Source organism: Castellaniella sp. (genome assembly GCF_049650445.1).
Classification (GTDB): Bacteria; Pseudomonadota; Gammaproteobacteria; order Burkholderiales; family Burkholderiaceae_B; genus Castellaniella.
Genome location: NZ_JBASAD010000020.1, coordinates 87,666 through 113,769, shown reverse-complemented (window position 1 = coordinate 113,769; position 26,104 = coordinate 87,666). Strand labels below are relative to the sequence as shown.

General features: G+C 65.6%; 23 protein-coding genes, 1 tRNA gene and 1 pseudogene. 8 read left to right on the top strand and 17 right to left on the bottom strand.

The features are described 5' to 3' along the window. The 5 genes and pseudogenes from WA983_RS07135 to WA983_RS07115 all read left to right on the top strand — a co-directional run. Nucleotides 1-516 (top strand): annotated as a pseudogene (locus WA983_RS07135) (P-type conjugative transfer protein TrbL); the annotation flags it as partial. Between the two features lie 12 nt (nucleotides 517-528). Beyond that, a complete protein-coding gene (gene trbF, locus WA983_RS07130; protein WP_073665901.1) occupies nucleotides 529-1,233 on the top strand; it encodes a conjugal transfer protein TrbF in 705 nt (234 codons plus the stop codon). Beyond that, nucleotides 1,230-2,231 (top strand): P-type conjugative transfer protein TrbG, encoded by a 1,002-nt coding sequence (gene trbG, locus WA983_RS07125; RefSeq protein ID WP_113931797.1) that lies wholly within the window; start codon nucleotides 1,230-1,232, stop codon nucleotides 2,229-2,231. Before trbF ends, trbG begins: the two co-directional genes overlap by 4 nt. A 1-nt stretch (nucleotide 2,232) precedes the next feature. Beyond that, nucleotides 2,233-3,492, top strand: coding sequence for a TrbI/VirB10 family protein (locus WA983_RS07120; RefSeq protein WP_113931796.1), 1,260 nt, complete (start codon nucleotides 2,233-2,235; stop codon nucleotides 3,490-3,492). Next, nucleotides 3,489-3,731 (top strand): DUF2274 domain-containing protein, encoded by a 243-nt coding sequence (locus WA983_RS07115; protein WP_073665898.1) that lies wholly within the window; start codon nucleotides 3,489-3,491, stop codon nucleotides 3,729-3,731. Before WA983_RS07120 ends, WA983_RS07115 begins: the two co-directional genes overlap by 4 nt. Nucleotides 3,732-4,329: 598 nt before the next feature. On the opposite strand, the gene WA983_RS07110 is transcribed toward WA983_RS07115, so the two are convergent. The 3 genes from WA983_RS07110 to WA983_RS07100 form a co-directional block, all read right to left on the bottom strand. Further along, entirely contained in the window at nucleotides 4,330-5,022 is a 693-nt protein-coding gene (locus WA983_RS07110) for a substrate-binding periplasmic protein (protein WP_424311801.1), read from the bottom strand. 6 nt (nucleotides 5,023-5,028) lie between these two features. After that, a complete protein-coding gene (locus WA983_RS07105) occupies nucleotides 5,029-6,132 on the bottom strand; it encodes a PLP-dependent cysteine synthase family protein (RefSeq protein ID WP_424247103.1) in 1,104 nt (367 codons plus the stop codon). Between the two features lie 144 nt (nucleotides 6,133-6,276). Beyond that, nucleotides 6,277-6,364, bottom strand: a tRNA-Ser gene (locus WA983_RS07100). 58 nt (nucleotides 6,365-6,422) lie between these two features. Between WA983_RS07100 and WA983_RS07095 the strand changes: the two genes are divergently transcribed. Next, a complete protein-coding gene (locus WA983_RS07095; RefSeq protein ID WP_424311800.1) occupies nucleotides 6,423-7,403 on the top strand; it encodes an NAD(P)H-quinone oxidoreductase in 981 nt (326 codons plus the stop codon). A 178-nt stretch (nucleotides 7,404-7,581) separates the two neighbouring features. Next, nucleotides 7,582-8,139 (top strand): spermidine N1-acetyltransferase, encoded by a 558-nt coding sequence (speG, locus tag WA983_RS07090; protein ID WP_424249644.1) that lies wholly within the window; start codon nucleotides 7,582-7,584, stop codon nucleotides 8,137-8,139. Nucleotides 8,140-8,258: 119 nt separating this feature from the next. Here the strand turns inward: speG and pnp are convergent, their stop codons facing one another. The 7 genes from pnp to WA983_RS07055 form a co-directional block, all read right to left on the bottom strand. Next, entirely contained in the window at nucleotides 8,259-10,400 is a 2,142-nt protein-coding gene (pnp, locus tag WA983_RS07085) for a polyribonucleotide nucleotidyltransferase (protein WP_424249646.1), read from the bottom strand. A 158-nt stretch (nucleotides 10,401-10,558) separates the two neighbouring features. Further along, nucleotides 10,559-10,828: a 30S ribosomal protein S15 gene (gene rpsO / locus WA983_RS07080; RefSeq protein WP_043683847.1), complete on the bottom strand. Its 270-nt coding sequence runs from the start codon at nucleotides 10,826-10,828 to the stop codon at nucleotides 10,559-10,561. 129 nt (nucleotides 10,829-10,957) lie between these two features. Next, a complete protein-coding gene (gene pssA, locus WA983_RS07075) occupies nucleotides 10,958-11,743 on the bottom strand; it encodes a CDP-diacylglycerol--serine O-phosphatidyltransferase (RefSeq protein ID WP_424249649.1) in 786 nt (261 codons plus the stop codon). 38 nt (nucleotides 11,744-11,781) lie between these two features. Continuing rightward, nucleotides 11,782-12,465, bottom strand: coding sequence for a phosphatidylserine decarboxylase (locus tag WA983_RS07070; protein WP_424311799.1), 684 nt, complete (start codon nucleotides 12,463-12,465; stop codon nucleotides 11,782-11,784). Between the two features lie 238 nt (nucleotides 12,466-12,703). Continuing rightward, the gene (gene ilvC, locus WA983_RS07065; protein ID WP_424249653.1) at nucleotides 12,704-13,720 is read right to left on the bottom strand and encodes a ketol-acid reductoisomerase; all 1,017 of its coding nucleotides are present in this window, start codon (nucleotides 13,718-13,720) and stop codon (nucleotides 12,704-12,706) included. 82 nt (nucleotides 13,721-13,802) lie between these two features. Further along, nucleotides 13,803-14,294, bottom strand: coding sequence for an acetolactate synthase small subunit (ilvN, locus tag WA983_RS07060; protein WP_043683853.1), 492 nt, complete (start codon nucleotides 14,292-14,294; stop codon nucleotides 13,803-13,805). Nucleotides 14,295-14,306: 12 nt separating this feature from the next. Then, a complete protein-coding gene (locus WA983_RS07055; RefSeq protein WP_424311798.1) occupies nucleotides 14,307-16,028 on the bottom strand; it encodes an acetolactate synthase 3 catalytic subunit in 1,722 nt (573 codons plus the stop codon). A 427-nt stretch (nucleotides 16,029-16,455) separates the two neighbouring features. On the opposite strand from WA983_RS07055, the gene WA983_RS07050 reads away from it, so the two are divergent. After that, nucleotides 16,456-18,687 carry an FUSC family membrane protein gene (locus WA983_RS07050; protein WP_424311797.1) on the top strand — a complete coding sequence of 744 codons (2,232 nt, stop codon included), beginning with the start codon at nucleotides 16,456-16,458 and terminating at the stop codon, nucleotides 18,685-18,687. 26 nt (nucleotides 18,688-18,713) lie between these two features. Here WA983_RS07050 and WA983_RS07045 read toward each other — a convergent pair whose 3' ends face one another. From WA983_RS07045 to WA983_RS07015, 7 genes are all read right to left on the bottom strand, one after another. Further along, nucleotides 18,714-20,033, bottom strand: a complete 1,320-nt coding sequence (locus WA983_RS07045; RefSeq protein ID WP_424249186.1) for a TRAP transporter large permease — start codon at nucleotides 20,031-20,033, stop codon at nucleotides 18,714-18,716. After that, nucleotides 20,030-20,518, bottom strand: a complete 489-nt coding sequence (locus tag WA983_RS07040; protein WP_424249188.1) for a TRAP transporter small permease subunit — start codon at nucleotides 20,516-20,518, stop codon at nucleotides 20,030-20,032. Before WA983_RS07040 ends, WA983_RS07045 begins: the two co-directional genes overlap by 4 nt. 76 nt (nucleotides 20,519-20,594) lie before the next feature. Further along, nucleotides 20,595-21,590: a TRAP transporter substrate-binding protein DctP gene (dctP, locus tag WA983_RS07035; RefSeq protein ID WP_424249190.1), complete on the bottom strand. Its 996-nt coding sequence runs from the start codon at nucleotides 21,588-21,590 to the stop codon at nucleotides 20,595-20,597. An 86-nt stretch (nucleotides 21,591-21,676) separates the two neighbouring features. Next, nucleotides 21,677-23,209 (bottom strand): malonate--CoA ligase, encoded by a 1,533-nt coding sequence (locus tag WA983_RS07030; protein WP_424249192.1) that lies wholly within the window; start codon nucleotides 23,207-23,209, stop codon nucleotides 21,677-21,679. A gap of 1 nt (nucleotide 23,210) precedes the next feature. Next, nucleotides 23,211-24,014 (bottom strand): enoyl-CoA hydratase/isomerase family protein, encoded by an 804-nt coding sequence (locus tag WA983_RS07025; protein WP_424249193.1) that lies wholly within the window; start codon nucleotides 24,012-24,014, stop codon nucleotides 23,211-23,213. Further along, nucleotides 24,005-25,315 (bottom strand): malonyl-CoA decarboxylase domain-containing protein, encoded by a 1,311-nt coding sequence (locus WA983_RS07020; protein WP_424311796.1) that lies wholly within the window; start codon nucleotides 25,313-25,315, stop codon nucleotides 24,005-24,007. The genes WA983_RS07025 and WA983_RS07020 overlap by 10 nt, the downstream gene beginning before the upstream one ends. Beyond that, nucleotides 25,302-26,024 carry a GntR family transcriptional regulator gene (locus WA983_RS07015; RefSeq protein WP_424250695.1) on the bottom strand — a complete coding sequence of 241 codons (723 nt, stop codon included), beginning with the start codon at nucleotides 26,022-26,024 and terminating at the stop codon, nucleotides 25,302-25,304. The genes WA983_RS07020 and WA983_RS07015 overlap by 14 nt, the downstream gene beginning before the upstream one ends. Nucleotides 26,025-26,104: the final 80 nt, after the last annotated feature.

The window sequence follows — 26,104 nt, the reverse complement described above, 5'->3', positions numbered from 1 at the left end:
GGCGTAGGCGGCGCGGTCATGGCCGGGGCGCGCATGGCGCCTGCCGCGGCCAAGCTCGCCGGCAGTGGTGCGCGTGCTGCCACCTCGACGGCCAGCAGCGCACGCTCGGCGTTCCAGGCCGGTTCCGCCGCCGCAGGCGGTGGCGCGAAAGGCGCGATGGCCGGCTTGGGAAATGTCGCCAAGACCGGCGCGCAGTCTGCCGGACGGGGTGCAGCGTCCCGCGCATCCGCCTTCGGCCAGAAGATGACCAGCTCCTTCCGTGCCGGGTGGAACGGCCCGACTGACGACGGTGCGGGTGCGGCATCCGGTGGAGCCGGAGCATCCAGCCAGGCCTCCACAGGCGAAGCCGCAGCGGGCGGCGCCAACGCGCAGAAGCAAGAACAGCCCGCTTGGGCCAAGCGGCTGCACCGCCGCCAGCAACTCACTCATGCCGCGACCACCACCGCCCACGCGCTGCGCGGTGGCGATGGCGGCGGCTCCGGCCAGGGGCCGAGCCTGCGCGATTCCAATTCATAAGGAGAACTGACCATGCGATTTAAACGACCGCAGGTGCGCTACGCCGACACGCCGCAGCCTGCCACTCCGTACCAAGCTGCCGGCCAGGTGTGGGACGAGCGCATTGGCTCGTCCCGCGTGCAGGCGAAAAACTGGCGCCTCATGGCCTTCGGCTGCCTCGCGCTTGCGCTGCTGATGGCGGGCGGCCTGGTCTGGCGCTCGGCGCAGTCCATCGTCACGCCCTATGTGGTGGAGGTGGACAACGCGGGCCAGGTGCGCGCCGTGGGCGAAGCCGCTACGCCGTACCGGCCCAGCGATGCGCAGACGGCGCACCACATCGCGCGTTTCGTCACGCTGGTTCGGTCGCTGTCCATCGACCCGATCGTGGTGCGGCAGAACTGGCTGGACGCCTACGACCACACCACCGACAAGGGCGCGGCCGTGCTCAACGACTACGCGCGCGTGAACGATCCGTTCGCGCGCATCGGCAAAGAGTCGGTAACGGTGCAGATCACCAGCGTCGTGCGCGCCAGCGACACGTCGTTCAACGTGCGCTGGACGGAACGCCGCTACGTCAATGGCGCCGCGGCTGGGCTGGAGCGGTGGACGGCCGTGGTGTCCATCGTGCTCCAGCCGCCGCGCACCGAAGAACGCCTGCGCAAGAACCCCCTGGGCATCTACGTCAATGGCCTGTCGTGGAGCCGCGAACTGGATTCTTCCGAAGGAGCCAAGCCATGAATGCACTTTTCCGTAGATCCGCTTTGCCGGTGATCCTGCTTGCATCAACCATCTTGTTCACAGGCTGCGCCACGCAGGGCAAGCCGCCGCCGGTGATTTCGCTCGATGAGCCGGTGCAGGCGCAGCCACTGCCCGAACCGCCTCAGCCAGTGGAAGTTGTGACTGTGCCCGAGGTGTTGCCGATGCCGGCGCAGTTGAAGCCAGTGCCCGAGGGCGAGGAAGCCAAGCCTGCGCCGGAACCGGCCGACGAGAAGGTGCGCGTCTCGCGTGCCAACGCCGAGGCACGCATCGCGCCCACGCGCGAGGGCTATGTCAACGCGATTCAGGTGTGGCCCTTCACCGATGGCGCGCTGTATCAGGTCTATGCGGCCGTGGGCCGAGTGACCGTGATTGCACTCCAGCCGGGCGAGGAACTGGTGACGGTGGCCGCTGGCGATACCGTGCGCTGGATCGTGGGCGACACGTCCAGCGGCAACGGCGCCGACCTGCGCGTGAACGTGCTGGTCAAGCCGATCCGCTCGGGTCTCAAGACGAATCTGGTCATCACCACCAGCCGCCGGACGTACCTGCTGGAGCTGACCTCGACCGAGAAGACGTGGATGGCGTCGGTGTCCTGGGAGTACCCGCGCGACCGGATGCTGGCCTTGCAGCGCCAGGCGCAGGCGGCCAGCGCCGCCGCGCCTGTCGGTACCGGGCTATCGCTGGAAAACCTGCGCTTCCGCTACGCGATCAGCGGCAGCAGTCCGCCGTGGAAACCACTGCGCGCCTTCGATGACGGCGAGAAGGTCTATATCCAGTTCCCGCCGGGCATCGCACAAGGCGAGCTGCCGCCGCTGTTCGTCATCGGTGCGCAAGGCGACGGGCAACTGGTCAATTACCGTTTCCGTTCACCGTACTACATCGTCGATCGTCTTTTCGGCGCCGCCGAGTTGCGCTTGGGTGGCGACAAGGGCGACATGGTGCGGATCGAGCGCACGGATGGCACGCGGAGGAACTGACATGGGCCAGGACGACACCCCCGACCTTGCCACGCCGCAGGCGGGCAAGATGGCGCCCGAGGCGGTGGCGCTGCGCGCCCAGCCGCGTCCGGTCACGCGCCTGAACCGGCGCACGCTGGCCATCCTCGTCGGCGGCCTGTCGGTCGCCGTGCTCGGGGCCACGATCTGGTCGCTACAGCCGCAGCGGCGCGGGGCCAACGAGCAGACCGAGCTTTACAACGTCGATCGCGTGTCCAAGTCCGAAGGGCTGGATGGCCTGCCGGCCGACTACTCGAAGCTGACGCCGAAGGTGCCCGAGCTGGGGCCGCCGCTACCGGGCGACCTCGGACCGGCCATCGTGGCCTCGCAGCAGCCGGCCGTGGCCGCCTACTCGGCGCCCGGCCACGACCCGAATGACGCCTTGCGCAAGGAGGCGGAAGCCGCTGCGGCTTCGTCGGTGTTCTTCCGCTCGGGCGGCCAAGCCGCCGCCATGGTGGCGCAGGCGGCGCCGGGTGCAGCAAGCACGCTCGCGGCCTTCGACCCGCTCGCTGCCGGGCCCGCTTCGACATCGGCCCAGCCCGCCGACCCGACCGCCGTGCAGAACCGGCAAGATCAGAAAGAGGCATTCCTGAAAGCCGGTTCTACGGAAACCCGCAATTCCGGCAACCTGGCGTTGCCGGCGTCGCCGTATCAGGTGATGGCGGGAACGGTGATCGCCGGTGCGCTGGTGACGGGTATCAAGTCGGACTTGCCGGGCGACGTGATCGCCACGGTGACGGAGCCGGTCTATGACTCGGCCACGGGCAAGTTCCTGCTGATCCCGCAAGGATCGCGCATCCTCGGGCGCTACAACAGCCAGGTCAGCTACGGGCAGAGTCGCGTGCAGGTGGTGTGGAACCGGGTCATCCTGCCCGACACGTCCTCGCTGGCGCTCGACAACCTTGTCGGCACCGACCCGGCCGGCTACGCCGGCCTGGAGGACGACGTGGACTGGCATTGGAATCGCATCATCGCGGGCGCGGTGCTGACGACGCTGCTGGGCGTCGGCGCTGAGTTGGCTGCGCCGGAGAACCGGCAGGACGGCAACCGCATCGTCATTGCCGGACGCGACAGCGCACAGGACAGCATCAATCAGGTCGGCCAGGAGATGACCCGGCGCAACATGAACATCCAGCCGACGCTGACGACGCGGCCGGGCCTGCCGGTTCGCATCATCGTCAACCGGGATCTGGTGCTGCGGCCGTACCAGCCGCTGTTCTTCAATCGGGGAGTTTCGCAATGAGCGCGACCAAGAAGCTGCGGCTCGGGCCGCTGCCCAAGACCGAGAGCGTCAAGCTGACCTTTGCCTGCCCGGCCAGCCTGAAAGCCGACCTCGACCGCTACGCCGCGTTGCACGCGCAGGCGTATGGCGAGGCGGTCGATGCCATGACGCTGATCCCGCACATGCTGGAAGCCTTCATGGCCGGGGATCGTGGCTTCAAGCGCACACAGCCCAAGAACGGAAAAGCCGCCCCTGCGTGAGCAGGGGCGGCTCTGGATTGGTGCCCGAGGCCGGAATCGAACCGGCATGACCGTGAGGTCGAGGGATTTTCTTACCACTTCGGCTTTCGCCGCCGTCCTGCTCACACAGGGCGTTCGTGGTCTGGAGCACGCCTTCACCATAGCCTTACAGCCGTAGGTGCCCGCCGTCTGCTCTCTACACCTTCCCAAGCGCATAGCTTGGGCTTGGCTCGGCGTTGGCTCGGATGCCGAAGCATCCAGGGCTTTCGCCGAATTTGACGGGCTTCACTTCGGGCGTTTCCCCCCGAAGGCTCAAATTGTTCAAGTCCCTTGTGTCTACCGATTTCACCACTCGGGCGTAGCGCGGTGCGCTGGAAACACCTACCTCTATCTACTGGCGCCTAGTTGGCTCCTGATCGCCAAGCCAAGCTATGAAGCTACATCTTGGATGCTCGCAAACCGTTGTCACTATTGACCTTCTGGCCCGGTAGTTCAAGCAGAAAGGACTTGACAGAACAGATTTTAAGTCCCTTGTGTCTACCGATTTCACCACTCGGGCAGATGGATGCGGCATTGTACAGAATAAGACAGGGCGTCCCGGCAGCGAAAGACGGCTCCCCTAGCCCAGCACCACCGCATGCACCCGATCCCGCCCGGCCTGCTTGGCGGCCTGCAGGGCTTCCTGTTGCCGCAGAATGAGCTGGTTGCGTTCAGCCAGCAGGCGGGACAGCCGGCGGTAGCGACGCAGGGCCAGCACGCACGCCAGGGCCAGCACGCACGCCAGGGCCAGCAGCACGGCAGCGGCGCAGGCGATCTGCAGCAGGGTCCGCTGGCTGCGCTGGGCCACATAGCGCTCGATGAGTTGGACTTCACCCTCCTCGTGCCGCGCGATGGATGCCGACACGTCCAGCGCCGCGAGATACCGGTCGAACACCCGCACCATGCGCCGATGTTCGGCGGTGTCGCTGATGTAGAACCGGTAGGCGCGCGGATATTCGTGCAGGACCAGGACGACTTCCAGATCGAAATATTCGTGGCTGTAGCGCTTCTCGGCAAAAATGTTCTGATTGAACACGGCCACGTCGATCTCGCCCGCGCGCAGTGCCTTGAACAGGCCATCGCTGGAGGACTGGTCGTAAGTCCGCAGCCGGTCCGCCGGCACGACTTCCCTGAGCACAGGCTCGAACGCGACGCCATGCACGAGGCCGACGCGGTAGCGCGCCAGATCGGCCATCTGGTGAATCTGCGACTGCACGCCCTTGCGGGCGATGACGGCGTAGTGACTGTTGTAATAGGGCCGGGTGCGCCGCAATCCGGCCTACAGCAAGCATCCCTCTCCGGTATCCAGAAAATGCTCGATCCGCTCGCGCCATCCGCTGATGTCCAGACTCTGCGCACGCAGCCAGTCTTCGTCGTAATACGTCGTGGCGTAACGGTCGCCGCTGTCGCAGATCAGCGTGACCAGGGACCCGGCCCGCCCCTGCTGCCGCATGAGCGAGGCCATGCACAGCACGCCCATGAAATTCGTGCCCGTCGAACCGCCGACACGGCGGAACAACCGGCCGGACAGCACGTGCGCAGCCGCGATCGAAGCCTCGTCGGGGATGCGGATCATCTCGTCGATGACCGTCGGGATGAAGGAGGGCTCGACGCGCGGGCGGCCGATCCCTTCGATGCGGGAACCCGTCGCCGTGATGCCCCTATCGCCGCTTTGCCAAGCTTCGTAAAAGGCGGAGCCCTCGACGTCGACCACGCAAAGCCGGGTATCCAGATTGCGGTAGCGGATGAAGCGTCCCAGCGTGGCCGAGGTGCCGCCGGTGCCAGCGCTCATGACCACCCATTCGGGGACGGCATGGAACTCGCCTTCCATCTGGCGGAAAATGCTTTCGGCGATATTGTTGTTGCCGCGCCAGTCCGTGGCGCGCTCGGCGTGCGTGAACTGGTCCAGGTAATAGCCGCCCGACTCGTCCGCAATGGCCTGGGCCGCGTCATAGACCTCCCGGGCATGATCCACGAAATGGCAGCGCCCGCCGAAGCGTTCGATCGCCTCGACTTTCTGCTGGCTGGTCGAACGCGTCATAACGGCGACGAAGGACAGGTCCAGCAGACGGGCAAAATAGGCTTCGGATACTGCCGTCGATCCCGATGAGGCCTCGACCAGCAGCGTGTTCTTGCGGATGCGGCCGTTGCAGATGCCGTACAGAAACAGGGAACGCGCCAGGCGGTGCTTGAGGCTGCCGGTCGGGTGCGTGCTCTCGTCCTTGAAGTAGATGTCGATGCCGCGCAGCCCCGGAAAATCCGGCTTCACCAGGTGCGTGTCGGCGGAACGCCTGCCATCGGCCTCCAGGATGCGGATGGCCCGACGCGTCCAGTCCCGGTCTTCGGGCGCCAGGGCGCTTTTCCCCTGCATGCAGTTATTCATATGATGGCTTCCTGGACCGGGTGGCGAGCGTTTCGACATCGGTGGCCGGCAGCGCATTGGGCAGGAAGATCGGACTGACGGTGCTTTGGACGCCGCTGGCGCTGATGGGATTCGAACTGTTTCTTATTATTGCACCGATCATTCTGGCGGAGGCGGTGAGATTCGAACTCACGAACGGTTGCCCGTTGCCGGTTTTCAAGACCGGTGCAATCGACCACTCTGCCACACCTCCGGATCGGAGACCGAGAGTGTAGCGCATAATGCCGCTTGCACATTCGAAGGAGCGCCACATGCAAGCCATTGAAATCACCACGCCGGGCGGCCCCGAAGTCCTGCGCCTGACGGACCGCCCTACCCCCGTGCCCGGTCCCGGCGAGGTTCTGATCGAAGTCGAGGCCGCCGGGGTCAACCGCCCCGACGTCTTCCAGCGTCAAGGCAGTTATCCGCCCCCGGCCGGTGCGTCCGACCTGCCTGGCCTGGAAATCGCCGGCCGCATCGTCGGCGGCGATCCGGCATCTGCAGGATTCAAACCGGGCGATGCCGTCTGCGCCCTGGTGACCGGCGGCGGCTACGCGCAATTCTGCGTGGCGCCCGCCGCACAATGCCTGCCCGTGCCGGCCGGCCTGTCCATGGTCGAGGCCGCCGCGCTGCCGGAAACCTATTTCACGGTCTGGAGCAACGTCTTCGACCGGGGCGCCCTGACGTCCGGCGAGACCCTGCTGGTCCACGGCGGCGCCAGCGGCATCGGCACCACGGCCATCGCACTGGCGCGCGCCTTCGGCCACACGGTCTATGCCACGGCCGGCAGCCCCGAGCGCGTCCAGGCCGTCGAGGCCCTGGGCTGCGCACGCGGCATCGACTACCACACGCAGGATTTCGTCGCCGAAATCAAGACCCTGACCCAGGGACGCGGCGTGGACGTGATCCTGGACATGGTGGCGGGCAAATACCTGGAGCGCAACATCGACGTGCTGGCCGACGATGGCCGGCTGGTGATGATCGCCCTGCTGGGCGGCGCCAAAGGCACGCTGAACTGCGGTGAGGTGATGCGCCGTCGCCTGACGGTGACCGGATCGACGCTGCGGGCGCGTCCCGTGGCCTTCAAGGCCCGCATCGCCCAGGCGCTGCGCGAGCGCGTCTGGCCGCTGCTGGAATCCGGCGCGGTACGGCCCTCGATCCACGCCACCTTCCCGCTGGCCGAGACATCGCGCGCCCACGCGATGATGGACGCGGGCGAACAGATCGGCAAGATCGTGCTGACGCTGCGCTGAAGCGCTGATCGAGCCACCGTCCGCCATGGCAGCGAATTGGCGCAATTGATCTAAATCCCAGCGCATGAGCCATGGATTTCCCATCTATTAATCAGATGGGTTCCATCTTTATGTATCTACAAACAAGAAAGATAATGTTTTCAGCCCCTTGTATTGTCAAGGAGGAAGGATATCGATCATGCACGCCGAACACATCAAACTACGCCCGCTGGAGCGGGTGGACCTGCAATTCGTACATCAGTTGGACAACAACGCCAGTGTGATGCGCTACTGGTTCGAAGAACCGTACGTGACCTTCTCCGAACTGCAGTCCCTGTACGACCAGCACGTCCACGACCAGAGTGAACGGCGCTTCATCGTCGAATGCGATGGTCAGCGCGCGGGCCTGGTGGAACTGGTGGAAATCGACCACATCCACCGGCGTGCGGAATTCCAGATCATCATCGCGCCCGAACACCAGGGCCGGGGCCTCGCCACCCGCGCGACGCAACTGGCGATGGAATATGGCTTCAAGGTGCTGAACCTCTATAAGCTCTACCTGATCGTGGACATCGAGAACAAGAGAGCGGTTCGGATCTATACCCGGATGGGCTTCCAGACCGAGGGCGAACTGAAGGACGAGTTCTTCGTCAACGGCGAATACCGCAGCGTCCTGCGGATGCGCCTGTTCCAGCACGACTATCTGGGCAAGCATCCACCGTCGCACATCCGCCTGACGGAGACGACCGTCTACTGATCCGACGTCCGGGCGGCGGGCAAGACAGGTTGCCCCAAGCGAAATGGGCGCCCCGAGGGGCGCCCATTTCGCTCTCCCCTGCACGGCCCGCAGGCCGTGCAGGGGAGAGCGGACAGCGATTACTGCGCAGCCGGAGCGGCAGGGCCGCCTTGGGCTTCAATGCCGCCGATCGCCTTGACCGACAGGCGCAGACGGCCGCGTTCGTCGACCTCGAGGACCTTGACGCGCACCGACTGGCCAACCTTCAGCACATCGTTGATGTCGGCGATGCGGTAGTTGGCGATCTCGGAGATGTGCAGCAGGCCGTCGCGACCCGGCAGGACCTGGACGATGGCGCCGAAATCCAGCAGACGCTGGACGGTGCCCTGGTATTCCTGGCCCACTTCGACGTCGGCGGTCAGTTCCTTGATGCGGCGCTCGGCTTCGTGGGCGCGGTCCAGGTCGGCGCTGGCGATGGTGATGCTGCCATCATCGCTGATGTCGATCTGGCAACCGGTTTCCTCGGTCAGCGCGCGGATGGTGGCGCCGCCCTTGCCGATCACGTCACGGATCTTTTCCGGATTGATCTTGATGCTGAGCATGCGCGGCGCGAAGTCGGACAGTTCCTGGCGGGAGCCGTCGATGGCTGCGCGCATCTCGCCCAGGATGTGCAAACGGCCTTCGCGGGCCTGAGCCAGCGCGACCTGCATGATTTCCTTGGTGATGCCCTGGATCTTGATGTCCATCTGCAGGGCGGTGATGCCGCTGACGGTGCCGGCCACCTTGAAGTCCATGTCGCCCAGGTGATCTTCGTCACCCAGGATGTCGGTCAGGACGGCGAACCGGCCGCCTTCCTTGATCAGACCCATGGCGACGCCCGCCACGTGATCCTTGACCGGCACGCCGGCGTCCATCATGGACAGACTGCCGCCGCAGACCGAGGCCATGGACGAGGAACCATTGGATTCGGTGATCTCGGACACCAGACGCAGGGTGTACTGGAAGTCTTCGGCGGCGGGCAGCAGCGGCGACAACGCACGCTTGGCCAGACGGCCGTGGCCGATCTCGCGGCGCTTGGGCACACCGAAACGGCCGGTTTCACCGGTGGCGAACGGCGGCATGTTGTAGTGCATCATGAAACGGTCACGGTATTCACCCATGATCGAGTCGATGATCTGCTCGTCCTGCTTGGTGCCCAGAGTCGTGACCACCAGCGCCTGGGTTTCGCCACGCGTGAACAGGGCGGAACCGTGGGCGCGCGGCAGCACGCCCAGGCGGATGCTGATCGGGCGCACGGTGCGCGTGTCGCGGCCGTCGATGCGCGGTTCGCCGTTCAGGATCTGGCCGCGGACGATTTCCGACTCCAGCGCGAACAGCATGTTCTCGACTTCGACGTTGTCGGGGGCGGCGTCGCCCCGGGCGGCAGCGTGCTCGGCCAGCTTGGCGCGGACTTCGGCGTAGACCTGGCGCAGGCGCGTGGTGCGTTCCTGCTTGTCACGCAGTTGGTAGACGGCCTGCAGGGGCTCGAAGGCGGCCGCGCGCACGGCGGTGGCCAGGACTTCGTTGCGCGCAGCGGCTTGCCAATCCCATTCGGGCTTGCCCGCCTCGGCCACCAGGTCGTGGATGGCGTTGATGCAGGCCTGCATCTGCTCGTGGCCGAACACCACGGCACCCAGCATCACGTCTTCGGACAGTTGCTTGGCTTCGGATTCGACCATCAGCACGGCGGTTTCGGTCCCGGCGACCACCAGGTCAAGCTGGGACTCGCCACGCACCTGCGAAGCACTGGGGTTCAGGACGTACTGGCCGTCGATGTAACCCACACGGGCAGCGCCCACCGGGCCGTTGAAGGGGATGCCGGAGATCGCCAGAGCGGCCGAAGCACCGATCAGGGCGGGGATGTCGGGATCGACTTCCGGGTTGACCGACACGGTATGGATGATGATCTGGACGTCGTTGTAGAAACCGTCCGGGAACAGCGGGCGCAGCGGGCGGTCGATCAGGCGGGAGGTCAGGATTTCCTTTTCGGAGGGCTTGCCTTCACGCTTGAAGAAGCCGCCGGGGATCTTGCCGGCCGCATAGGTCTTTTCGACGTAATCGACGGTCAGCGGAAAGAAATCCTGACCGGGCTTGGCGGTCTTGGCAGCCACCACCGTAGCCAGCACCACCGTGTCGTCGACGGACACCAGCACCGCACCGCCAGCCTGACGGGCGACTTCGCCGGTTTCCAGGACGACAGTGTGCGGGCCGTACTGGAACGACTTGCTCACTTTGTTGAACATTTTCTGATCCTATAAAAGGGACGCCTGCGGGGCTCTTGCCCGCGACCCGCCCACCAGAGGCGGGGCCGATTGCGGCGACCCATGACAAAAAGCCGCGCACGCTGCCTGAAACGATGCAGCGTACACGGCTCGTGCAGAGGGAGCAAAGCCCCCGGGCATTACTTGCGCAGGCCGAGTTTTTCGATCAGCGCGCGGTACGAATCGGGGTTACGGCCCTTCAGGTAGTCCAGCAGCTTGCGGCGGCGGCTGACCATGCGCAGCAGGCCGCGACGCGAGTGGTGGTCTTTCTTGTGGGTCTTGAAGTGGCCGGTCAGTTCATTGATGCGGGCCGTAAGCAGGGCGACCTGGACTTCAGGAGAACCGGTGTCGCTGGCGGCGCGCTGGAATTGCGCGACGATGTCGGATTTGACGATATCTGCAACAGACATTTTTATTCCTCAGTGGACAAGCGGCAGCACCGAGGCGCGCTGCCGTGAGATGAAATGAAAACGCCACGCAAAACGTGGCGCGGAAAGATTATAGCGGATTACGGCCGACAATGCGCGACCGCGCCCCGATCAGGGCTGTCCTTCTCCGGCATCGTCATCGCTGTCGGCGCCCCGCATGCGCTGCCCCAGGCGGCGCGCCCGGCGCACGCGCCAGACCCACAGCACCCAACCCGACAGGCTGTAGACCACGAACAGCATGAACAGCACCACCGGCGGATCGCTGGACACGAAGACGAAAGCCGCCACCACCACCAGCATGACCCAGAACGGCACACTGCGGCCCAGCGCAAAGGATTTGCCGCTGAAAAACGGTGCGTTGGACACCATGGCCACGCCGGCGTAAATCGTCGTTCCGAAGGCGACCCAGGCGATGATGCCATCGGACAGGGACAGTTTGTTGTCCACCGACAGCCAGACGAAACCGGCGATCAGGGCGGCCGCCGCCGGGCTGGGCAGACCCTGGAAGTATTGCTTGTCGACCTTGCCGATATTGGCATTGAAACGCGCCAGGCGCAGAGCGGCCCCCACCACATAGACGAAGGCGGCCAGCCAGCCCCAGCGTCCCAGATCCTGCAGCGACCATTCGTACATCACCAGCGCGGGCGCCATGCCGAAGGAGATCATGTCGGCCAGAGAGTCGTACTGCTCGCCGAAGGCGGACTGGGTATTGGTCAGCCGGGCCACGCGCCCGTCCATGCTGTCGAACACCATCGCCAGGAAGATGGCAATGGCCGCCACTTCGAAGTGCTGGTTCATGGACTGCACGACGGCGTAGAAACCGGCGAACAGATTGGCGGTGGTGAAAGCGTTGGGCAGCAGATAAATGCTGCGACGGCGCTGCGGTTCGTCAGGCATCAGGCGTATTGGATCTAGTGCGTTGCATCAAGTGCGGATCAGGCTGCGGAAGCATCATCGCGAGGCGACGCGACAGGCAGTTCGGCCAGGACCGTGCGGGTGGCCTTGACCTTGTCGCCCAGGGCGACCCTGGGACGTGTCCCTACGGGCAAGTATACGTCCACCCGCGATCCGAAGCGGATGAAGCCGTAGCGCTGCCCCGCGTACAGGGCCTGTCCGGCCTGGGCGTGGCACAGGATGCGCTTGGCCACCAATCCGGCGACCTGGACGGCCGTGACCGTCTGCCCGTCTGCCGTGCGCAGCACCATGGCGTTGCGCTCGTTTTCCAGCGAGGCCTTGTCCAGCGCCGCGTTGAAGAACTTGCCGGGGAAGTATTCGATCGACTGCACCTCGCCGTCCACGGGAGCGCGGTTCGAGTGCACGTTGAAGACGTTCATGAAGACGCTGATCTTCAGCGACGGACGCCCGCCCGCATAGGGGTCGGCCGCGTCCTCGACGCAGACGATGCGGCCGTCGGCCGGACACAGCACCAGGCCGTCGCCTTCCGGCGCCTCGCGCGCGGGGTCACGGAAGAACTGCAGGGCGAACAGCGTGAACACCCAGAACGGGATGGAGGCCCACGGCGACCACCAGGCCACCAGCAGGGAAACAACCAGCGCACCGGCCAGGATGGGCCAGCCTTCGCGGGCGATCAGGGGGTGGGGATAAGGTGGGATTTTCATGATAGGCGCAAGGATAACCCAAAAAAAGCCCCCCCCACGCTGCACAGGCTTACACCTGCTTGCATCCACCGCGCGGCTTGCAAGCCGCTTGGATGCGCCAGGCACGAAACAGTCCACTGGGACTGTCCCGTGTCCGGGCTTATCCCCCGAGGGGCGCGTTTTGTCTTGGGGCGGCCCGGCGACAAAAAAACAGCCGGCATCCCATCGGGATTTCCGGCTGTCCACTTCAAGGCGCGGATCAGTTCTTGGTCTGGTCCACCAGCTTGTTGGCGGCGATCCAGGGCATCATGGCGCGCAGCTTGGAGCCGACCTGTTCGATCTGCGATTCCGCGTTCAGGCGGCGGCGCGAGGTCAGTTCCGGAGCGCCGGCGGCATTTTCCAGGATGAAGTTCTTGGCGTAGACGCCGGACTGGATGTCGGCCAGGCACTGGCGCATCGCGGCACGGGTTTCGTCGGTCACCACGCGCGGGCCAGTGACGTATTCGCCGTATTCCGCGTTATTGGAGATCGAGTAGTTCATGTTGGCGATGCCGCCTTCGTAGATCAGGTCCACGATCAGCTTCAGTTCGTGCAGGCACTCGAAGTAGGCCATTTCCGGCGCGTAGCCCGCGTCGACCAGGGTTTCAAAACCAGCCTTGATCAGTTCGACGGTACCGCCGCACAGCACGGCCTGTTCGCCGAACAGGTCGGTTTCGGTCTCTTCGCGGAAGTTGGTCTCGATGATGCCGGCACGGCCGCCGCCGTTGGCCATGGCATAGGACAGGGCCAGGTCGCGGGCCTTGCCCGAGACGTCCTGGTGCACGGCCACCAGGTGGGGCACGCCGCCGCCCTGGCGGTACGTGTTGCGCACGGTGTGGCCCGGGGCCTTGGGGGCGATCATGATGACGTCCACGTCGGCGCGCGGCACGACCTGGCCGTAGTGCACGTTGAAGCCGTGGGCGAAGGCCAGCGCGGCGCCCGCCTTCAGGTTGGCGGCGACTTCGCTGCGGTAGACCTGGGCGATGTTCTCGTCGGGCAGCAGCATCATGACCAGATCGGCGCTCTTGACGGCCTGGGCGACTTCCTGGACGGTCAGGCCGGCGTTCTCGGCCTTCTTCCAGGAGGCGCCGTCCTTGCGCAGGCCGACGACGACCTTGACGCCGGAATCATGCAGGTTCTGCGCGTGCGCGTGGCCCTGGGAACCATAACCGATGATGGCGACGGTCTTGCCCTTGATCAGGGACAGGTCGCAGTCTTTATCGTAGAAAACTTTCATGTTGGATACTCCGATTCTTTATTCTGAAGAGAGAGGTTGGGTACGATCGGGCGTCCGTACAGCAGGACGCCCGCGGGAAGATTTAAAGCTTCAGTACGCGTTCGCCGCGCCCCACGCCGGAGACGCCGGTGCGGACCGTTTCCAGGATGGCGCTGCGGTCCAGTGCCCCGATGAAGGCGGCGATCTTGTCCTGCACCCCGGTCAGTTCGATGGTGTAGGTCTTGTCGGTGACGTCGATGATGCGCCCGCGAAAGATTTCCGCCATGCGCTTCATTTCCTCGCGTTCCTTGCCGACCGCGCGGACCTTGATCAGCATCAGTTCGCGTTCGACGTGGGGGCCTTCGGACAGATCGACGACCTTGACCACGTCCACCAGACGGTTCAGGTGCTTGGTGATCTGTTCGATGATCTCGTCGGAACCGACCGTGACGATGGTCATGCGCGACAGCGTGGCGTCTTCGGTGGGCGCAACGGTCAAGGTTTCGATGTTGTAGCCGCGCGCCGAAAACAGCCCCACCACGCGCGACAGGGCGCCGGGTTCGTTTTCCAGCAAAATGGAAATCACGTGTTTCATGGTCTTATCCCCTCACAGATCCTCGGAACCCAGCAGCATCTCGGTCAGGCCGCGGCCTGCCTTCACCATGGGCCAGACGTTTTCGGTCTGATCAGTGATGAAATCCATGAACACCAGACGGTCCTTGTATTTCGTGAATGCCTCGCGCAGGGCGGGCTCGACGTCGGCCGGCTTGTCGATGCGCATGCCGACATGGCCATAGCTCTCGACCAGCTTGACGAAATCCGGCAGGGCGTCGACGTAGGATTCGGAATAGCGCGAACCGTATTCGATCTGCTGCCACTGGCGCACCATGCCCAGGTAGCGGTTGTTCAGGCACAGGACCTTGGGCGTCAGGTGATACTGCTTGCAGGTGGACAATTCCTGGATGTTCATCTGGATCGAGCCCTCGCCGGTGATGACGGCGACGTCGCGGTCCGGATTGGCCATCTGCACCCCCATGGCGTAGGGCAGGCCCACGCCCATGGTGCCCAGGCCGCCGGAATTGATCCAGCGGCGCGGCTCCGGGAAGGGATAGTACTGGGCCGCCCACATCTGGTGCTGGCCCACGTCTGACGTGACGATGGCCTGGCCGCCCGTGACTTCCCACAGCTTCTGCACCACGAACTGCGGCTTGATGACCGTGTCGGAGTTTTCGTAGTCCAGGCATTTGCGGCCGCGCCAGGTGTCGATCTGCTTCCACCAGGCGTCCAGGCGCTGTTCGCTCAAGCCCTGCTCTGCCATCGACTGGGCGTACAGGCCGATCAGGTCCTGCAGGACGTCCTTGACGTCGCCCACGATAGGCACGTCGACCCGCACCCGCTTGGAGATCGAGGACGGATCGACGTCCACGTGCACGATCTTGCGCGGCACCTGGGCGAAATGCTTGGGATTGCCGATGACGCGATCGTCGAAGCGCGCGCCGATACCGATCAGCACGTCGCAGTTCTGCATCGCCATGTTGGCTTCGTAGGTGCCGTGCATGCCGGGCATGCCGACAAAGCGCTCATCCGTGCCCGGATAGGCGCCCAGGCCCATCAGGGTCGTGGTGCAGGGGGCGCCGGTCAGCCGGACCAGCTTGCGCAGTTCGTCGGCGGCGTCGGCCAGCACGACCCCGCCACCGGCGTAGATCATGGGACGCTCGGCGGCCAGCAGCATCTGCACGGCTTTCTTGATCTGCCCCTGATGGCCCTTGGTCACCGGCGCGTAGGAGCGCATCTGGACCGGGCCGCGCGCCGGCGTGTACTTGCACATGGCCACGGAGACGTCCTTGGGGACGTCCACCAGTACCGGGCCGGGACGGCCGGAGCGCGCGATGTAGAAGGCGCGGCGCATGGTTTCAGCCAGATCCTTGACATCACGCACCAGGAAGTTGTGCTTGACGCAGGGCCGGGTGATGCCGACCGTGTCGCATTCCTGGAAAGCGTCCTGGCCGATGGCGTGCGTGGGGACCTGACCGCTGATGATCACCATCGGGATCGAGTCCATGTAGGCCGTGGCGATGCCCGTGACGGCATTGGTCACGCCCGGACCGCTGGTCACCAGGCAGACGCCGGTCTTGTGGGAGGATCGGGAGTAGGCATCAGCCGCGTGGACGGCCGCCTGTTCGTGCCGCACGAGCACGTGCTGGAATGTGTCTTGCTTGTAGATCGCGTCGTAGATGTAGAGGACGGCACCGCCGGGGTAGCCAAACACGTGGTCTACGCCTTCCTCGATCAGACAACGCACGACGATGTCGGCGCCATTGAGTTCCATGATGATTCCTTTCTTGACCTGTGTCGGACACCAAGCGGCCTGTCGGCAGCCCGGGCCAGTCCCGGCGATCCGCCACATGATCCGACGCTGGGCGATTCACGGAATCGCTTTGCCCGGACACATTGCGGGACCAGTCTGTACCCCTTGGCACCAGACACTCGCGCACTCAGGCGCAATGTGGTGGGAAATGGACGCCCCGGACCGCGCTTGTGACACATCCTGGGACATAAAAAACGGAAGACGAAAAAAACCGGGTGTGTGACCCGGGAGTGCTCGCCACGCCGGGCGACCGCGATAGGGCCGACCGAAGCGCCTAATTTACCGCGTTGCAACATTGGCCGCAAGCGGCCCCATCCCGAGCGGACTCACCCCGAGATTCCCTATACTGGCGCCATCGCCCTCGCCAACCACTCCGGATGCTGGCCGCATGATTCTGCCCACGTCGCAGTTGCAGCGCTTTTTCTACAGCCACTATTTCTTCGGCGGGCTGCGCCAGGCCACAGGCGTGCTGTTGCCGGCGCTGGTGCTGTCGGGCTTCTTCGGCTGGCACGCCGCCGGCTTCGTGGCGGCGGTCGGTGCCGCCTGCGTAGCCATCCTGGACCAGCCCGGCGGCCCCCGGCGCTACGGCATCAACGGCATGTTCGCCGCCCTGTGCCTGGGTTCGGCCACCACGGCCCTGACCGGCCTGGCCTCCAGCCACCTCCTGGCCATCTGGCTGCTCGTGCCCGCACTGTGCTTCGGCTTTTCAATGCTGACGGTCTACGGCAAGCACGGCGGCCTGCTGGGCTTTGCCTGCCTGCTGATCATGACCCTGACCCTGCGCACGCCGCTGACGCTGGCCGACGTGCTGCAACACACGCTGACTTCGTTTCTGGGCGGGGCCTTCTACCTGCTCTACAGCGCCGCCGCCCACCGGCTGCTGTGGCACCGCGAGGAACAGCAGGCCCTGTCCGTGGCGCTGTTCGCCACGGCCGACTACATCGCCGCGCGGGCGCGCCTCTACGACATCCACCTGGATCTGGACGACAGCTACCGCCACCTGATCCGCCGCCAGGCCCTCATGACCGAGGCCCACCAGGCCGCCCGCGACATGGTGCTGCGCGAACAGCCGCGCGGCACGGCCTCGCACGCCGACCGCCTGCGCCAGGGGCTGCTGAACCTGTTCGTGGACATGATCAATCTGCTGGACAGCATGGTGGCGACCCACACGGACTATGCCACGCTGCGACGGGCGCTGCCCGACAGCGACATTCTGCTGTTCGTGCGCGACGCCATGATCAAACTCGCCGCCAACGTGGACGGTCTGGCCCTGAACGTGGCGCGCAACCGCCGCCACCGGGTGCGCAACAGCGTCAAGGCCGAACTGCGCGCCCTGGAATTCGAGCTGCAGCAACTGCGCGAAGGCGGCATGCCACATTCAGACCCCGAGCTCTACGCCCTGCTGGTCCAGGTGCTGCGCCGGCTGCGCAACATGACCCACCAGGTCGACCGGATGGCGGACCATTCCGTGAACCCGTTCCCGCCGCAGACCAATCCACTGCGCGCAAACCAGTCCTTGAACCGCTTTCTGACGCGACAGAAATGGCGTGCGGGCCTGCTGACACGCAACCTGAACCGCCAGTCCGCGCACTGCCGCTATGCGCTGCGCGTGGCGGTCGCAGCGCTGCTGGCCATGCTGGTGGGCGCGTTGCTGGCCCACACCCCGCTGGTCAGCACGATCGATCCGGGCATGGCGGGCCACGGCTACTGGATCGTCCTGACGGTGCTGATCATCATGAAGCCAGGCTTCGCGCTGACCCGCCAGCGCAACGGCTGGCGCCTGATGGGAACGCTGATTGGCTGCGGCCTGTCGCTGCTGCTGTTCAGCATCGTGCACAACCCCTACATCTTCCTGTTGATCCTGGTGGCCTGCAGTGTCCTGGGCTACAGCCTGGTCCAGGTGAACTACACCCTGTCGGCGGTGTTCAACACCCTGTTCGTGCTGCTGATCTTCCATTTTCTGGCGCCAGGTTCCAACGCGGTTGTGGGCGAACGCCTGGTGGACACCGTGATCGGCAGCATCCTGGCACTGACCTGCAGCTACATCCTGCCGTCCTGGGAACGCAACACCCTGGACGAATTGGCCCGCGCACTGCGCGCCGCCAACGAAGCCTTCCTCCAAGCCGGCCTGGATCTCGTCCACGCCGCGCGTGCTGCGCGGACGGCAGACGCACGCGATGCTCCTGACCCCGGCGAAGCCGACGTGCGCTGGCGGCTGGCCCGCAAGCACGTGCACATTGCCTTCAGCAACTTCGCTGCCGCGTTCTACCGCATGATGGACGAGCCCGTCAGCCGCCAGCGCCACGTGCCCGAGCTGAACCGCCTGCTGATCCAGAACCATACGCTGGCCTCGCAGGTCGCCGCCGTCATCCCGCACCTGGCCTTGCTCGATGACGAGCCCGAAGGCATCCGGCAAGCGCTGGCGGCCACTCAGGACGCGCTGGCGGGCCGGGCAGCCGCCCCCCCCAAGGTCATCGAGACCGAGGGCGACTATGCCACCCTCGCCTACCCCTTGCGCCAGATGATCAAGGCCGCGCAGCGCATCGAGGATGAAATGAAGGCGCTGGAAGCGCCACCGGCCGGGACGGCGGCGCAGATCCGGGCAGCGGCGGCCGGCTGAGGGTCGCCCCGGACGGCGCGCCAGGTCTACGTGATCGCCGCGCCCATGACCAGATCGGGCAACCAGGTGACGATACCCGGGAACATGCACAGCAACACGATGGCGGCCATCATGACCAGCACGTAGGGCAGTGCCCCCCGGAGGATTTCCTGGGTGGGCACGTCGGGCGCGATCGCATTCAGAACGAACAGATTCAGCCCCACGGGCGGCGTGATCAGGCCGATTTCCATATTGATCGTCAGCACCACGGCAAACCAATAGGGATCGAAACCCGCCTGGGTGATGATGGGCAGCAGCAGCGGCGCGGCCATGACGATGATCGCCACCGGCGGCAGAAACATCCCCGCCACCAGCAGAAAAACGTTGATCAGCCCCATCAACAGCCAGCGGTTGATCTCCATTGCCGCGATCGCCGCCGCCAGCGACTGAGTGATGAACAGCGACGACAGGGCAAAGGCGAACAGTTCGGCCGAGGCCATGATCATCATGATCATGACGCTTTCGCGCATCGCCGAGCTGAACACGTCGACGTAAGTCTTCATGCGGAACAGGCGGTAGATCAGGACGACCACCACCAGCGTCAGCAACGCACCGGCCCCGGCGGCCTCGGACGGGGTCGCCACCCCGCCATACAGCACGAACAGCATGCCCAGGATGATCAGCAGCAAAGGCAAGACCTTGGGCAGCGCAGCCAGTTTGTCACGCCAGGAGTAGCTCAGGGTCCCGCCACCGAAGCGAAAGCCCTTGCGACGGGCGTCGTACAGGGCCCAGGCCATGAACATGGCCGTCAGCAGGATCCCGGGCAGCACGCCGGCCAGGAAAAGCCGTCCGATCGAGGTCTGGGTCGAAATACCGTAGACGATCATGGTGACCGAGGGCGGGATCAGGATGCCCAGCGTGCCACCCGCTGCGATCGAGCCGGTGGCCACCGAGGCCGGATAGCCCCGCCCGAGCATTTCCGGAATGCCCATCTTGCCGATGGCGGCGCAGGTGGCCGGGCTGGACCCGGTCATGCCGGAAAAGATCGCGCAGGCGCCGATGTTCGACAACACCAGCCCGCCAGGCACCTTGTGCAGCCAGCGGTCCAGGGCCTTGTACAGGTCGCCGCCGGCCGGCGTACCGGCCACGATGGCCCCCATCAGCACGAACATGGGGATGGCGACATAGCCCAGGTTGGCAATGCCGGCGAACATAGTCTCGGCCAGCACATAGATCACGTCCGGCCCCATGTCCAGGAACAGGCCGACCACGGCGGCCAGCCCCAGGGCGAAGGCGATGGGCATGCCGGTCGCCAGCATCAGGCACAGGCCCAGGACGATGCAGATCCCCGCGAGCATGGGCGTCATGACGGCTCTCCTGACAGTTTCATGAGTTCGACGACGTACTGCAGGCTTAACAGGGCAAAGCCGAACACGACCGGCGCCAGCGGCATCCACAGCGGCACGGCGGCCACGCTGGGCGTCGTCCAGCCGCCTTCCAGGGCCTCGAACAGGTGCAGACCGGTGGCCACGGTCATCAGGGCACAAAACGCCAGCCCCAACCAGGCTCCCACGCGGTCCATCCAGCGGCGGGTCCGGTCACCCACCAGCATCTGGATGAAATCCACGCCGACGTGCCCCTTGGTCATGAGCACGTAGGGCGCGCCCAGAAAAATGGCCGCTGTGGCGCTGAACACCACGGCCTCGGTCTGCCAGATCGTGGGGGCGCGGAATACGTAGCGCATCAGGATCATCTGGCAGACCACCAGCATCGAAAATACCAGCAGCAGGGCTGACAGCACGCCACAGGCGCGCGACAGGCCTTCTACCCAGCGCGTAAAGGTTCGATTCATGCGACCTCCCTGTGTGTCGCGCAAGACGGGGGAAGCCGGCGGCTCCCCCCGGACGGACCGGACGTGGCCGGACGGCCTACTGGACGGCCAGCGCCTTTCTCAGCAGTTCGTCGCCGCCCTTCACCTTCTCGGCGAACAGGCGATAGGAGGAGTGTTTGGCCACCGCCATCCAGGCCTGGTAGTCCTCGGGCGACATGGTCACGATCTCCACCCCGGCCTTGGCGTAGATGTCACGCATCTTCTGCTCGCCCTTGAGCGCCTCGGTGGTGAAGTAGTCCTCGGCCTTCTTCGCCGCCGCCAGGATGGCTTCGCGCTGCTTGGGTTCCAGGCCGTCGAAGACCTTCTTGGACATCAGTACCGGTTCGTACATGAACCACAGTGCGTTTTCACCCGGCGCGGTCAGGCACTTGGCCTGCTCGTACAGACGATAGGACACGAAGCTGTCGTTGGACGTGTTGGCCGCGTCGAGCACGCCCGTCTGCATGGCCGAATAGACCTCGGACGAAGGCATGGACGAGATCGACGCCCCCGCCGCTGCCAGCATCTGCTCGAAGGCCGGGCCGGCCGCCCGGATGACCTGACCCTTGATGGTGTCGGGTCCGGTGATGCAGTTTTTCTTGGAGGCAAAGCCGCCGGCCAGCCAGGCGTCGGCGATCACCACGGCGCCCTGCTTTTCCACCAACGCCTTGATGTCCTTCATGAAGTTGGACTGGTTCAGTCGCTGGGCATGCTCGTAGTTGCGCACCAGGCCCGGCATCAGGGTGGCGGAAAACTGCGGCACGCGGCCCGAGGCGTAATCCAGGGGAAAGGCCGCCATGTCCAGTTGCCCGCGGGTGAGCGCGCCCCACTGTTCCGCGGCCTTGTACAGCGAAGAGCCCGGGAAGACCTGGATCTTCAGTCCCACATTGGCCGCCTCGACCTCGCGGGCGATGATCTGCACCATTTCATCGCGCGGATCGCCCTGCCCGCCCGGGAACTGGTGCGAAGCACGCAACGTGGTCTCCGCCAGAACAGTGCCCGAGCCGGCCGCCAGGGCCAGCCCCAGCATGGCGCATAGCATGTGTCGCTTCATGATTGTCTCCTGATGTTTTTATAAAGGTCGCCGGCCCGGGTCCGGGCTCGGCCATGGCCCCGGCGGGGCCTATCGAACGCCCCTTTTCATTCCAGGTCCGCGTACTGCTGCCGCAGCACGTTCTTCTGGACCTTGCCCATGGCATTGCGCGGCAGCGCATCGATCACGTGAATTTTTTTCGGCACCTTGAAGTTCGCCAGCCCCGACTTCAGACCCGCCTGGATGGCGGCCGGGTCCACCGACGCCCCGGCGCGCGGCACCACCACAGCCACCACGGCCTCGCCGAAGTCCGCATGCGGCACACCGATGACGGCGGATTCCTGGACGCCGGGCATGACGTCGATGACCAGTTCGATTTCCTTGGGATAGACGTTGTAGCCCCCGGAGATGATCAGGTCCTTGCTGCGTCCCACGATGCTCAAGTAATCGTCGGGGATGCCCGATCCGCCCAGCATGCCGATGTCGCCGGTACGAAACCAGCCATCGGCGGTGAATTCCTCGCGGGTCTTTTCCGGCATGCGCCAGTAGCCGGCAAACACATTGGGCCCGCGCACCTGGACGTGGCCCGGCTCACCCACCGCGATGGGCTGGTCGGCATCGTCCACCACCCGCACCGTCTCGCCAGGCAGCGCCGGCCCCACGGTGCCGGGAATGCGCTCGCCACGCGCCGGTTCCCAGGGGTTGGATGTGATCATGCCGGTCTCGCTCATGCCGTAGCGTTCCAGGATGGTCATGCCCGCACGGGCCTGGAATTCGCGGAAGGTATCCACCAGCAAAGGCGCGGAGCCGGAGATGAACAGCCGCATATTGGCGCAGGCCTCGCGCGTGAAACGGGGATCAGCCAACAGGCGGACGTAGTAGGTGGGCACCCCCATCATCAGGGTGCAGCGCGGCAGATAATGCAGGGCCTGATCCACGTCCAGCTTCGGCAGCCAGATCATGCGCGCGCCCGCCAGCAATGCCCCGTGCGATGCCACGAACAGGCCGTGAACGTGGAAGATCGGCAGCATGTGCAGCAGCACGTCATCGGCGCGCCACCCCCAGAAGTCCCGCAGGGTGAGCGCGTTGGCGGCCAGATTGGCGTGCGTCAGCATGGCGCCCTTGCTGCGCCCCGTGGTGCCGGACGTGTACAGGATGGCTGCCAGGTCCCCGGGCGCGCTGTGCGCGGTCTCGAACATCGGATCCATCGTCGCCGCGGCCTCGACCAGAGACCCGCCGCCGTCGGCGTTCAGCGTCAGCACCTGCAGGGCGCCCCGGGCCCGCGCCAGGGGTTCGCACCAGCTTTTTGCGCCATCTCCGCAGACCACCACCGCAGGCTCGGCATCGCCCAGAAAATAGGCGACTTCGGCCTCGCGATAAGCCGTGTTCAGCGGCAGGTAGACCAGGCCGGCGCGCACGGTCGCCAGATACAACATCAGCGCCTCGGGGGATTTCTCGACCTGGACGGCGACACGCGCGCCCTCCGGGGTGCCGAACGAGCGCAGCAACGCGGCCATACGGCCGCTGATGGCGTCGATGTCCGCCCAGCTATAGGTGCGCTCGGGGGTTTCGATCGCCACGGCGCTCAGGTCGGACGGAAAGCCGCCCCGCAGCACGGTGTAGAGATTCGCGTTGTCCAAGTCATTCTCCTGTGAAAACGGGGGCGGTGCCCTGCAGAAAGGCCTGCACGCCCTGCCGGTGATCAGGGCCGTCGGCGTAGGCAAAACAGGCCTGCCATTCGGCGTTGCTCAGAGGCGCCGGGTCGCCAGCCAGACGTGCGGCGGTCCATTTGTTCAGGCGCGCAGCGAGCGGTGCGCCCGCGCACAGGCGCGCCACGGTAGCCGTCAGTTCGGATTCCAGGGTGTCGGCCGCCACGACCCGCGTCAGCAGGCCCTTGGACAGCGCCTCGTCGGCGTCGAACACCCGCCCTTCGAGCAGGATTTCCAATGTCACGGCGCGGCCCGCCAGTTCCAGCAGACCGCGCATCTCGTCAGGCGCCATGGGAAAGCCCAGACGGTTGATGGGCGCCCCGAAACGCGCGCCCCGAGCGGCCAGGCGCAGGTCGCAGCGGCTGGCGATCTCCAGCCCGCCGCCCACGCAGACCCCCTCGATGGCCGCGACCACCGGATGGACGCAGTCCACCACTGCCCGCAAGGCCGGGGCCAGGGTCTGCCGGTGATAAGCCATCACGCTGTCCTGATCGGCGCGCACCCGGGGGAATTCGCGGATGTCGGCCCCGGCGGCGAAATGCCCGCCCGCACCGCGTATCACCACGCAACGCAGGCTGTCGTCGGCCGACAGGCGCTCGAAGATGCGCGCCAGTTCGCCCCACATGGCCACCGTGATCGCATTCAGCCGCCCGGGATGATCGAGCATGACGGTGGCCACCGCGCCCTCGACGCGCAGGTGCACGCGCCCCGCGCCGGATTCAGGATTCACAGCCATTGCACGCCTCGGGACACACGCGGCTTGCCGGCGGCCAGGCGCGCCCGGTTCTCGTCGAGCTGTTCGGGCTCGTACAGGTAATTCACCATCATGCCGCAGGATTGCTCCAGGCCCCGGGCCGACGCATCGGCCGCCCAGTTCAGGCGTTCGATGCGCGCCCCGTTGCCCAGGTGAAAACGAGCCACCGCGTCCAGCGGATTGCCGTCACGCAACTGGATCAGGTAATGCGCCGCCAGTCGCAGCCCGCTGCGGCGCACGGCATCCGACGCCTCGCCCTGTGCCGCAGTGCGCAGGCGTTCCAGCCAGTGGGCGCCGGCCGCCGCATCCTCGGCCGCGGCCAGGCGTTCGGCCTTGTCCTTCAGCAGCGCCTGGATGTCCTCGCCGGACTGGCGGCCCAGCCAGTCGGCGAAACCGGGGATCGGCGACAGGGTGGCGAAAGACTTGAGCTGCGGCAGTTCGTCCAGCAGTTCCTCGATCACCCGCTTCAGCAGGAAATTGCCGAAGCTGATGCCGCGCAGGCCGCGCTGAGTGTTGGAAATCGAATAGAAGATCGCCCAACGCGCCTTGCCCAGCCCGTCGACCGGTCGCGCCGGGTCGATCAGGGCCTGCACGCCTGCAGCCATCTGCCCATCGAAGGCGACTTCGACGAAGATCAGCGGCACGTCGCTCATGCGTGGATGGAAGAAGGCATAGCAGCGCCGGTCGGCGGCCACCCGCCGGCGCATGTCGTCCCACGAACGGATTTCATGGACGGCTTCGTAGCGGATCAATTTTTCCAGCAACGAGGCGGGTGAATCCCAGTTGATATGACGCAGTTCCAGCATGCCGACGTCGAACCAGTTCGACAGCAGGGCGGCCAGTTCCTGCTCCAGCACCGACAGCCCGGCGACCTGATTGCGCCAGCGCAGCATGTCCGCGCGCAGTTCCACCATCAGTTCCAGCCGGTCGCTTTGCGCGTACAGACGACGAAACAGCCGTGCGCCCCGGTCGCCTCGGGGCTCGATGTCCACCCCGGCACGCACCAGGCAGGCCAGCAGGGAACGGCGCTCGTCGGCATCGGCGGCGCGGTAGCGCTCCGCCCACTGGCGTGCCAACTGGTTGGCGCCGCCATCGGTCAGGGACGCCTCGTAGAGCGCGCGCAGCGCGTCCGGATCAGGCAGGTGGTCGCGCTCCAGCCAGCGACCCAGACGCGCCAGCAGGCCACCGGCCCTGGGGGCTTGCGACGCGTCGGCAAGGGCAAGGGATCGGTCCCCGGAGGATTCGGCGGGCCGGGCGGCCGACTTTGGATCAGCGATGTTCATGAGGGGTCTCCACGGCCTGGGCGGCACGCAGCGCCGATGACCTGGCAGCCGACTCGTCCCGGTGCGCCAGAGCGTGCAAGGCGTCGAGCTGGCGCATCAAGTGCTTGCGCGTCACGGCTTCGGCGCCCTCCGGATCGCGTGCTTTCAGGGCGGCGAAGATCGCCAGGTGCTCGGCACAGGATTCGTCGATCCGACCCGGATAGCTGAGGCTGCGGTGGCGCGACAGGCTGAGCACCTGACGCAGTTTGTCGATCAGGCCGGACAGCCAGGGATTGTCGGCCAGATCCTGGATGGCGACATGAATCCGGGCGTTGGCCGCGTAGTATTCATCGATCGAACCCTGTTCCGCGTAGTGACGCAGGTCGTGATGCAAGGGCTCGAGCCGTCGCAAGTCGGCGTCCGTGACCTTCCGGGCGGCCTCGAAGGCACAGCGGCCTTCGAGCATCGCCATCAGGGGAAAGATGTTTTCCAGGTCGCGGCCGGACAGTTCGTTGACGAAACAGCCCCGGCGCGGCTCGATCCGCAACAGGCCTTCGGCCACCAGCACCTTCAGCGCCTCGCGCAGCGGCGTGCGGGAAATGCCCAGCGATTCGGTCAGGCGGACCTCGTCGATCCATTCCCCCGCCCGCAATTCCTCTGCCTGGATCATGCCGCGCAGGCGATCGGCGACTTCCTGATAGAGAATCTTCTGGACGATCCTGGCTGCCATCGAGGCCTCCTGCGCAGAACCCGGAAATTAATAATTCATAATTACAGGGCTAGCGTGCCACGATCTCGAATGGCGCGACA

Bases quoted from the DNA above. Each gene is read 5' to 3' on its own strand.
- WA983_RS07025 (WP_424249193.1), bottom strand. From the start codon at position 24,014: ATGGCTGTGAATCCTGAATCCGGCGCGGGGCGCGTGCACCTGCGCGTC.
- dctP (WP_424249190.1), bottom strand. From the start codon at position 21,590: ATGAAGCGACACATGCTATGCGCCATGCTGGGGCTGGCCCTGGCGGCC.
- trbF (WP_073665901.1), top strand. From the start codon at position 529: ATGCGATTTAAACGACCGCAGGTGCGCTACGCCGACACGCCGCAGCCT.
- WA983_RS07015 (WP_424250695.1), bottom strand. From the start codon at position 26,024: ATGGCAGCCAGGATCGTCCAGAAGATTCTCTATCAGGAAGTCGCCGAT.
- rpsO (WP_043683847.1), bottom strand. From the start codon at position 10,828: ATGTCTGTTGCAGATATCGTCAAATCCGACATCGTCGCGCAATTCCAG.
- WA983_RS07050 (WP_424311797.1), top strand. From the start codon at position 16,456: ATGATTCTGCCCACGTCGCAGTTGCAGCGCTTTTTCTACAGCCACTAT.
- trbG (WP_113931797.1), top strand. From the start codon at position 1,230: ATGAATGCACTTTTCCGTAGATCCGCTTTGCCGGTGATCCTGCTTGCA.
- WA983_RS07040 (WP_424249188.1), bottom strand. From the start codon at position 20,518: ATGAATCGAACCTTTACGCGCTGGGTAGAAGGCCTGTCGCGCGCCTGT.
- WA983_RS07095 (WP_424311800.1), top strand. From the start codon at position 6,423: ATGCAAGCCATTGAAATCACCACGCCGGGCGGCCCCGAAGTCCTGCGC.
- pnp (WP_424249646.1), bottom strand. From the start codon at position 10,400: ATGTTCAACAAAGTGAGCAAGTCGTTCCAGTACGGCCCGCACACTGTC.
- WA983_RS07045 (WP_424249186.1), bottom strand. From the start codon at position 20,033: ATGACGCCCATGCTCGCGGGGATCTGCATCGTCCTGGGCCTGTGCCTG.
- ilvN (WP_043683853.1), bottom strand. From the start codon at position 14,294: ATGAAACACGTGATTTCCATTTTGCTGGAAAACGAACCCGGCGCCCTG.
- speG (WP_424249644.1), top strand. From the start codon at position 7,582: ATGCACGCCGAACACATCAAACTACGCCCGCTGGAGCGGGTGGACCTG.
- WA983_RS07105 (WP_424247103.1), bottom strand. From the start codon at position 6,132: ATGAATAACTGCATGCAGGGGAAAAGCGCCCTGGCGCCCGAAGACCGG.
- WA983_RS07115 (WP_073665898.1), top strand. From the start codon at position 3,489: ATGAGCGCGACCAAGAAGCTGCGGCTCGGGCCGCTGCCCAAGACCGAG.
- ilvC (WP_424249653.1), bottom strand. From the start codon at position 13,720: ATGAAAGTTTTCTACGATAAAGACTGCGACCTGTCCCTGATCAAGGGC.
- WA983_RS07020 (WP_424311796.1), bottom strand. From the start codon at position 25,315: ATGAACATCGCTGATCCAAAGTCGGCCGCCCGGCCCGCCGAATCCTCC.
- WA983_RS07055 (WP_424311798.1), bottom strand. From the start codon at position 16,028: ATGGAACTCAATGGCGCCGACATCGTCGTGCGTTGTCTGATCGAGGAA.
- WA983_RS07120 (WP_113931796.1), top strand. From the start codon at position 2,233: ATGGGCCAGGACGACACCCCCGACCTTGCCACGCCGCAGGCGGGCAAG.
- pssA (WP_424249649.1), bottom strand. From the start codon at position 11,743: ATGCCTGACGAACCGCAGCGCCGTCGCAGCATTTATCTGCTGCCCAAC.
- WA983_RS07070 (WP_424311799.1), bottom strand. From the start codon at position 12,465: ATGAAAATCCCACCTTATCCCCACCCCCTGATCGCCCGCGAAGGCTGG.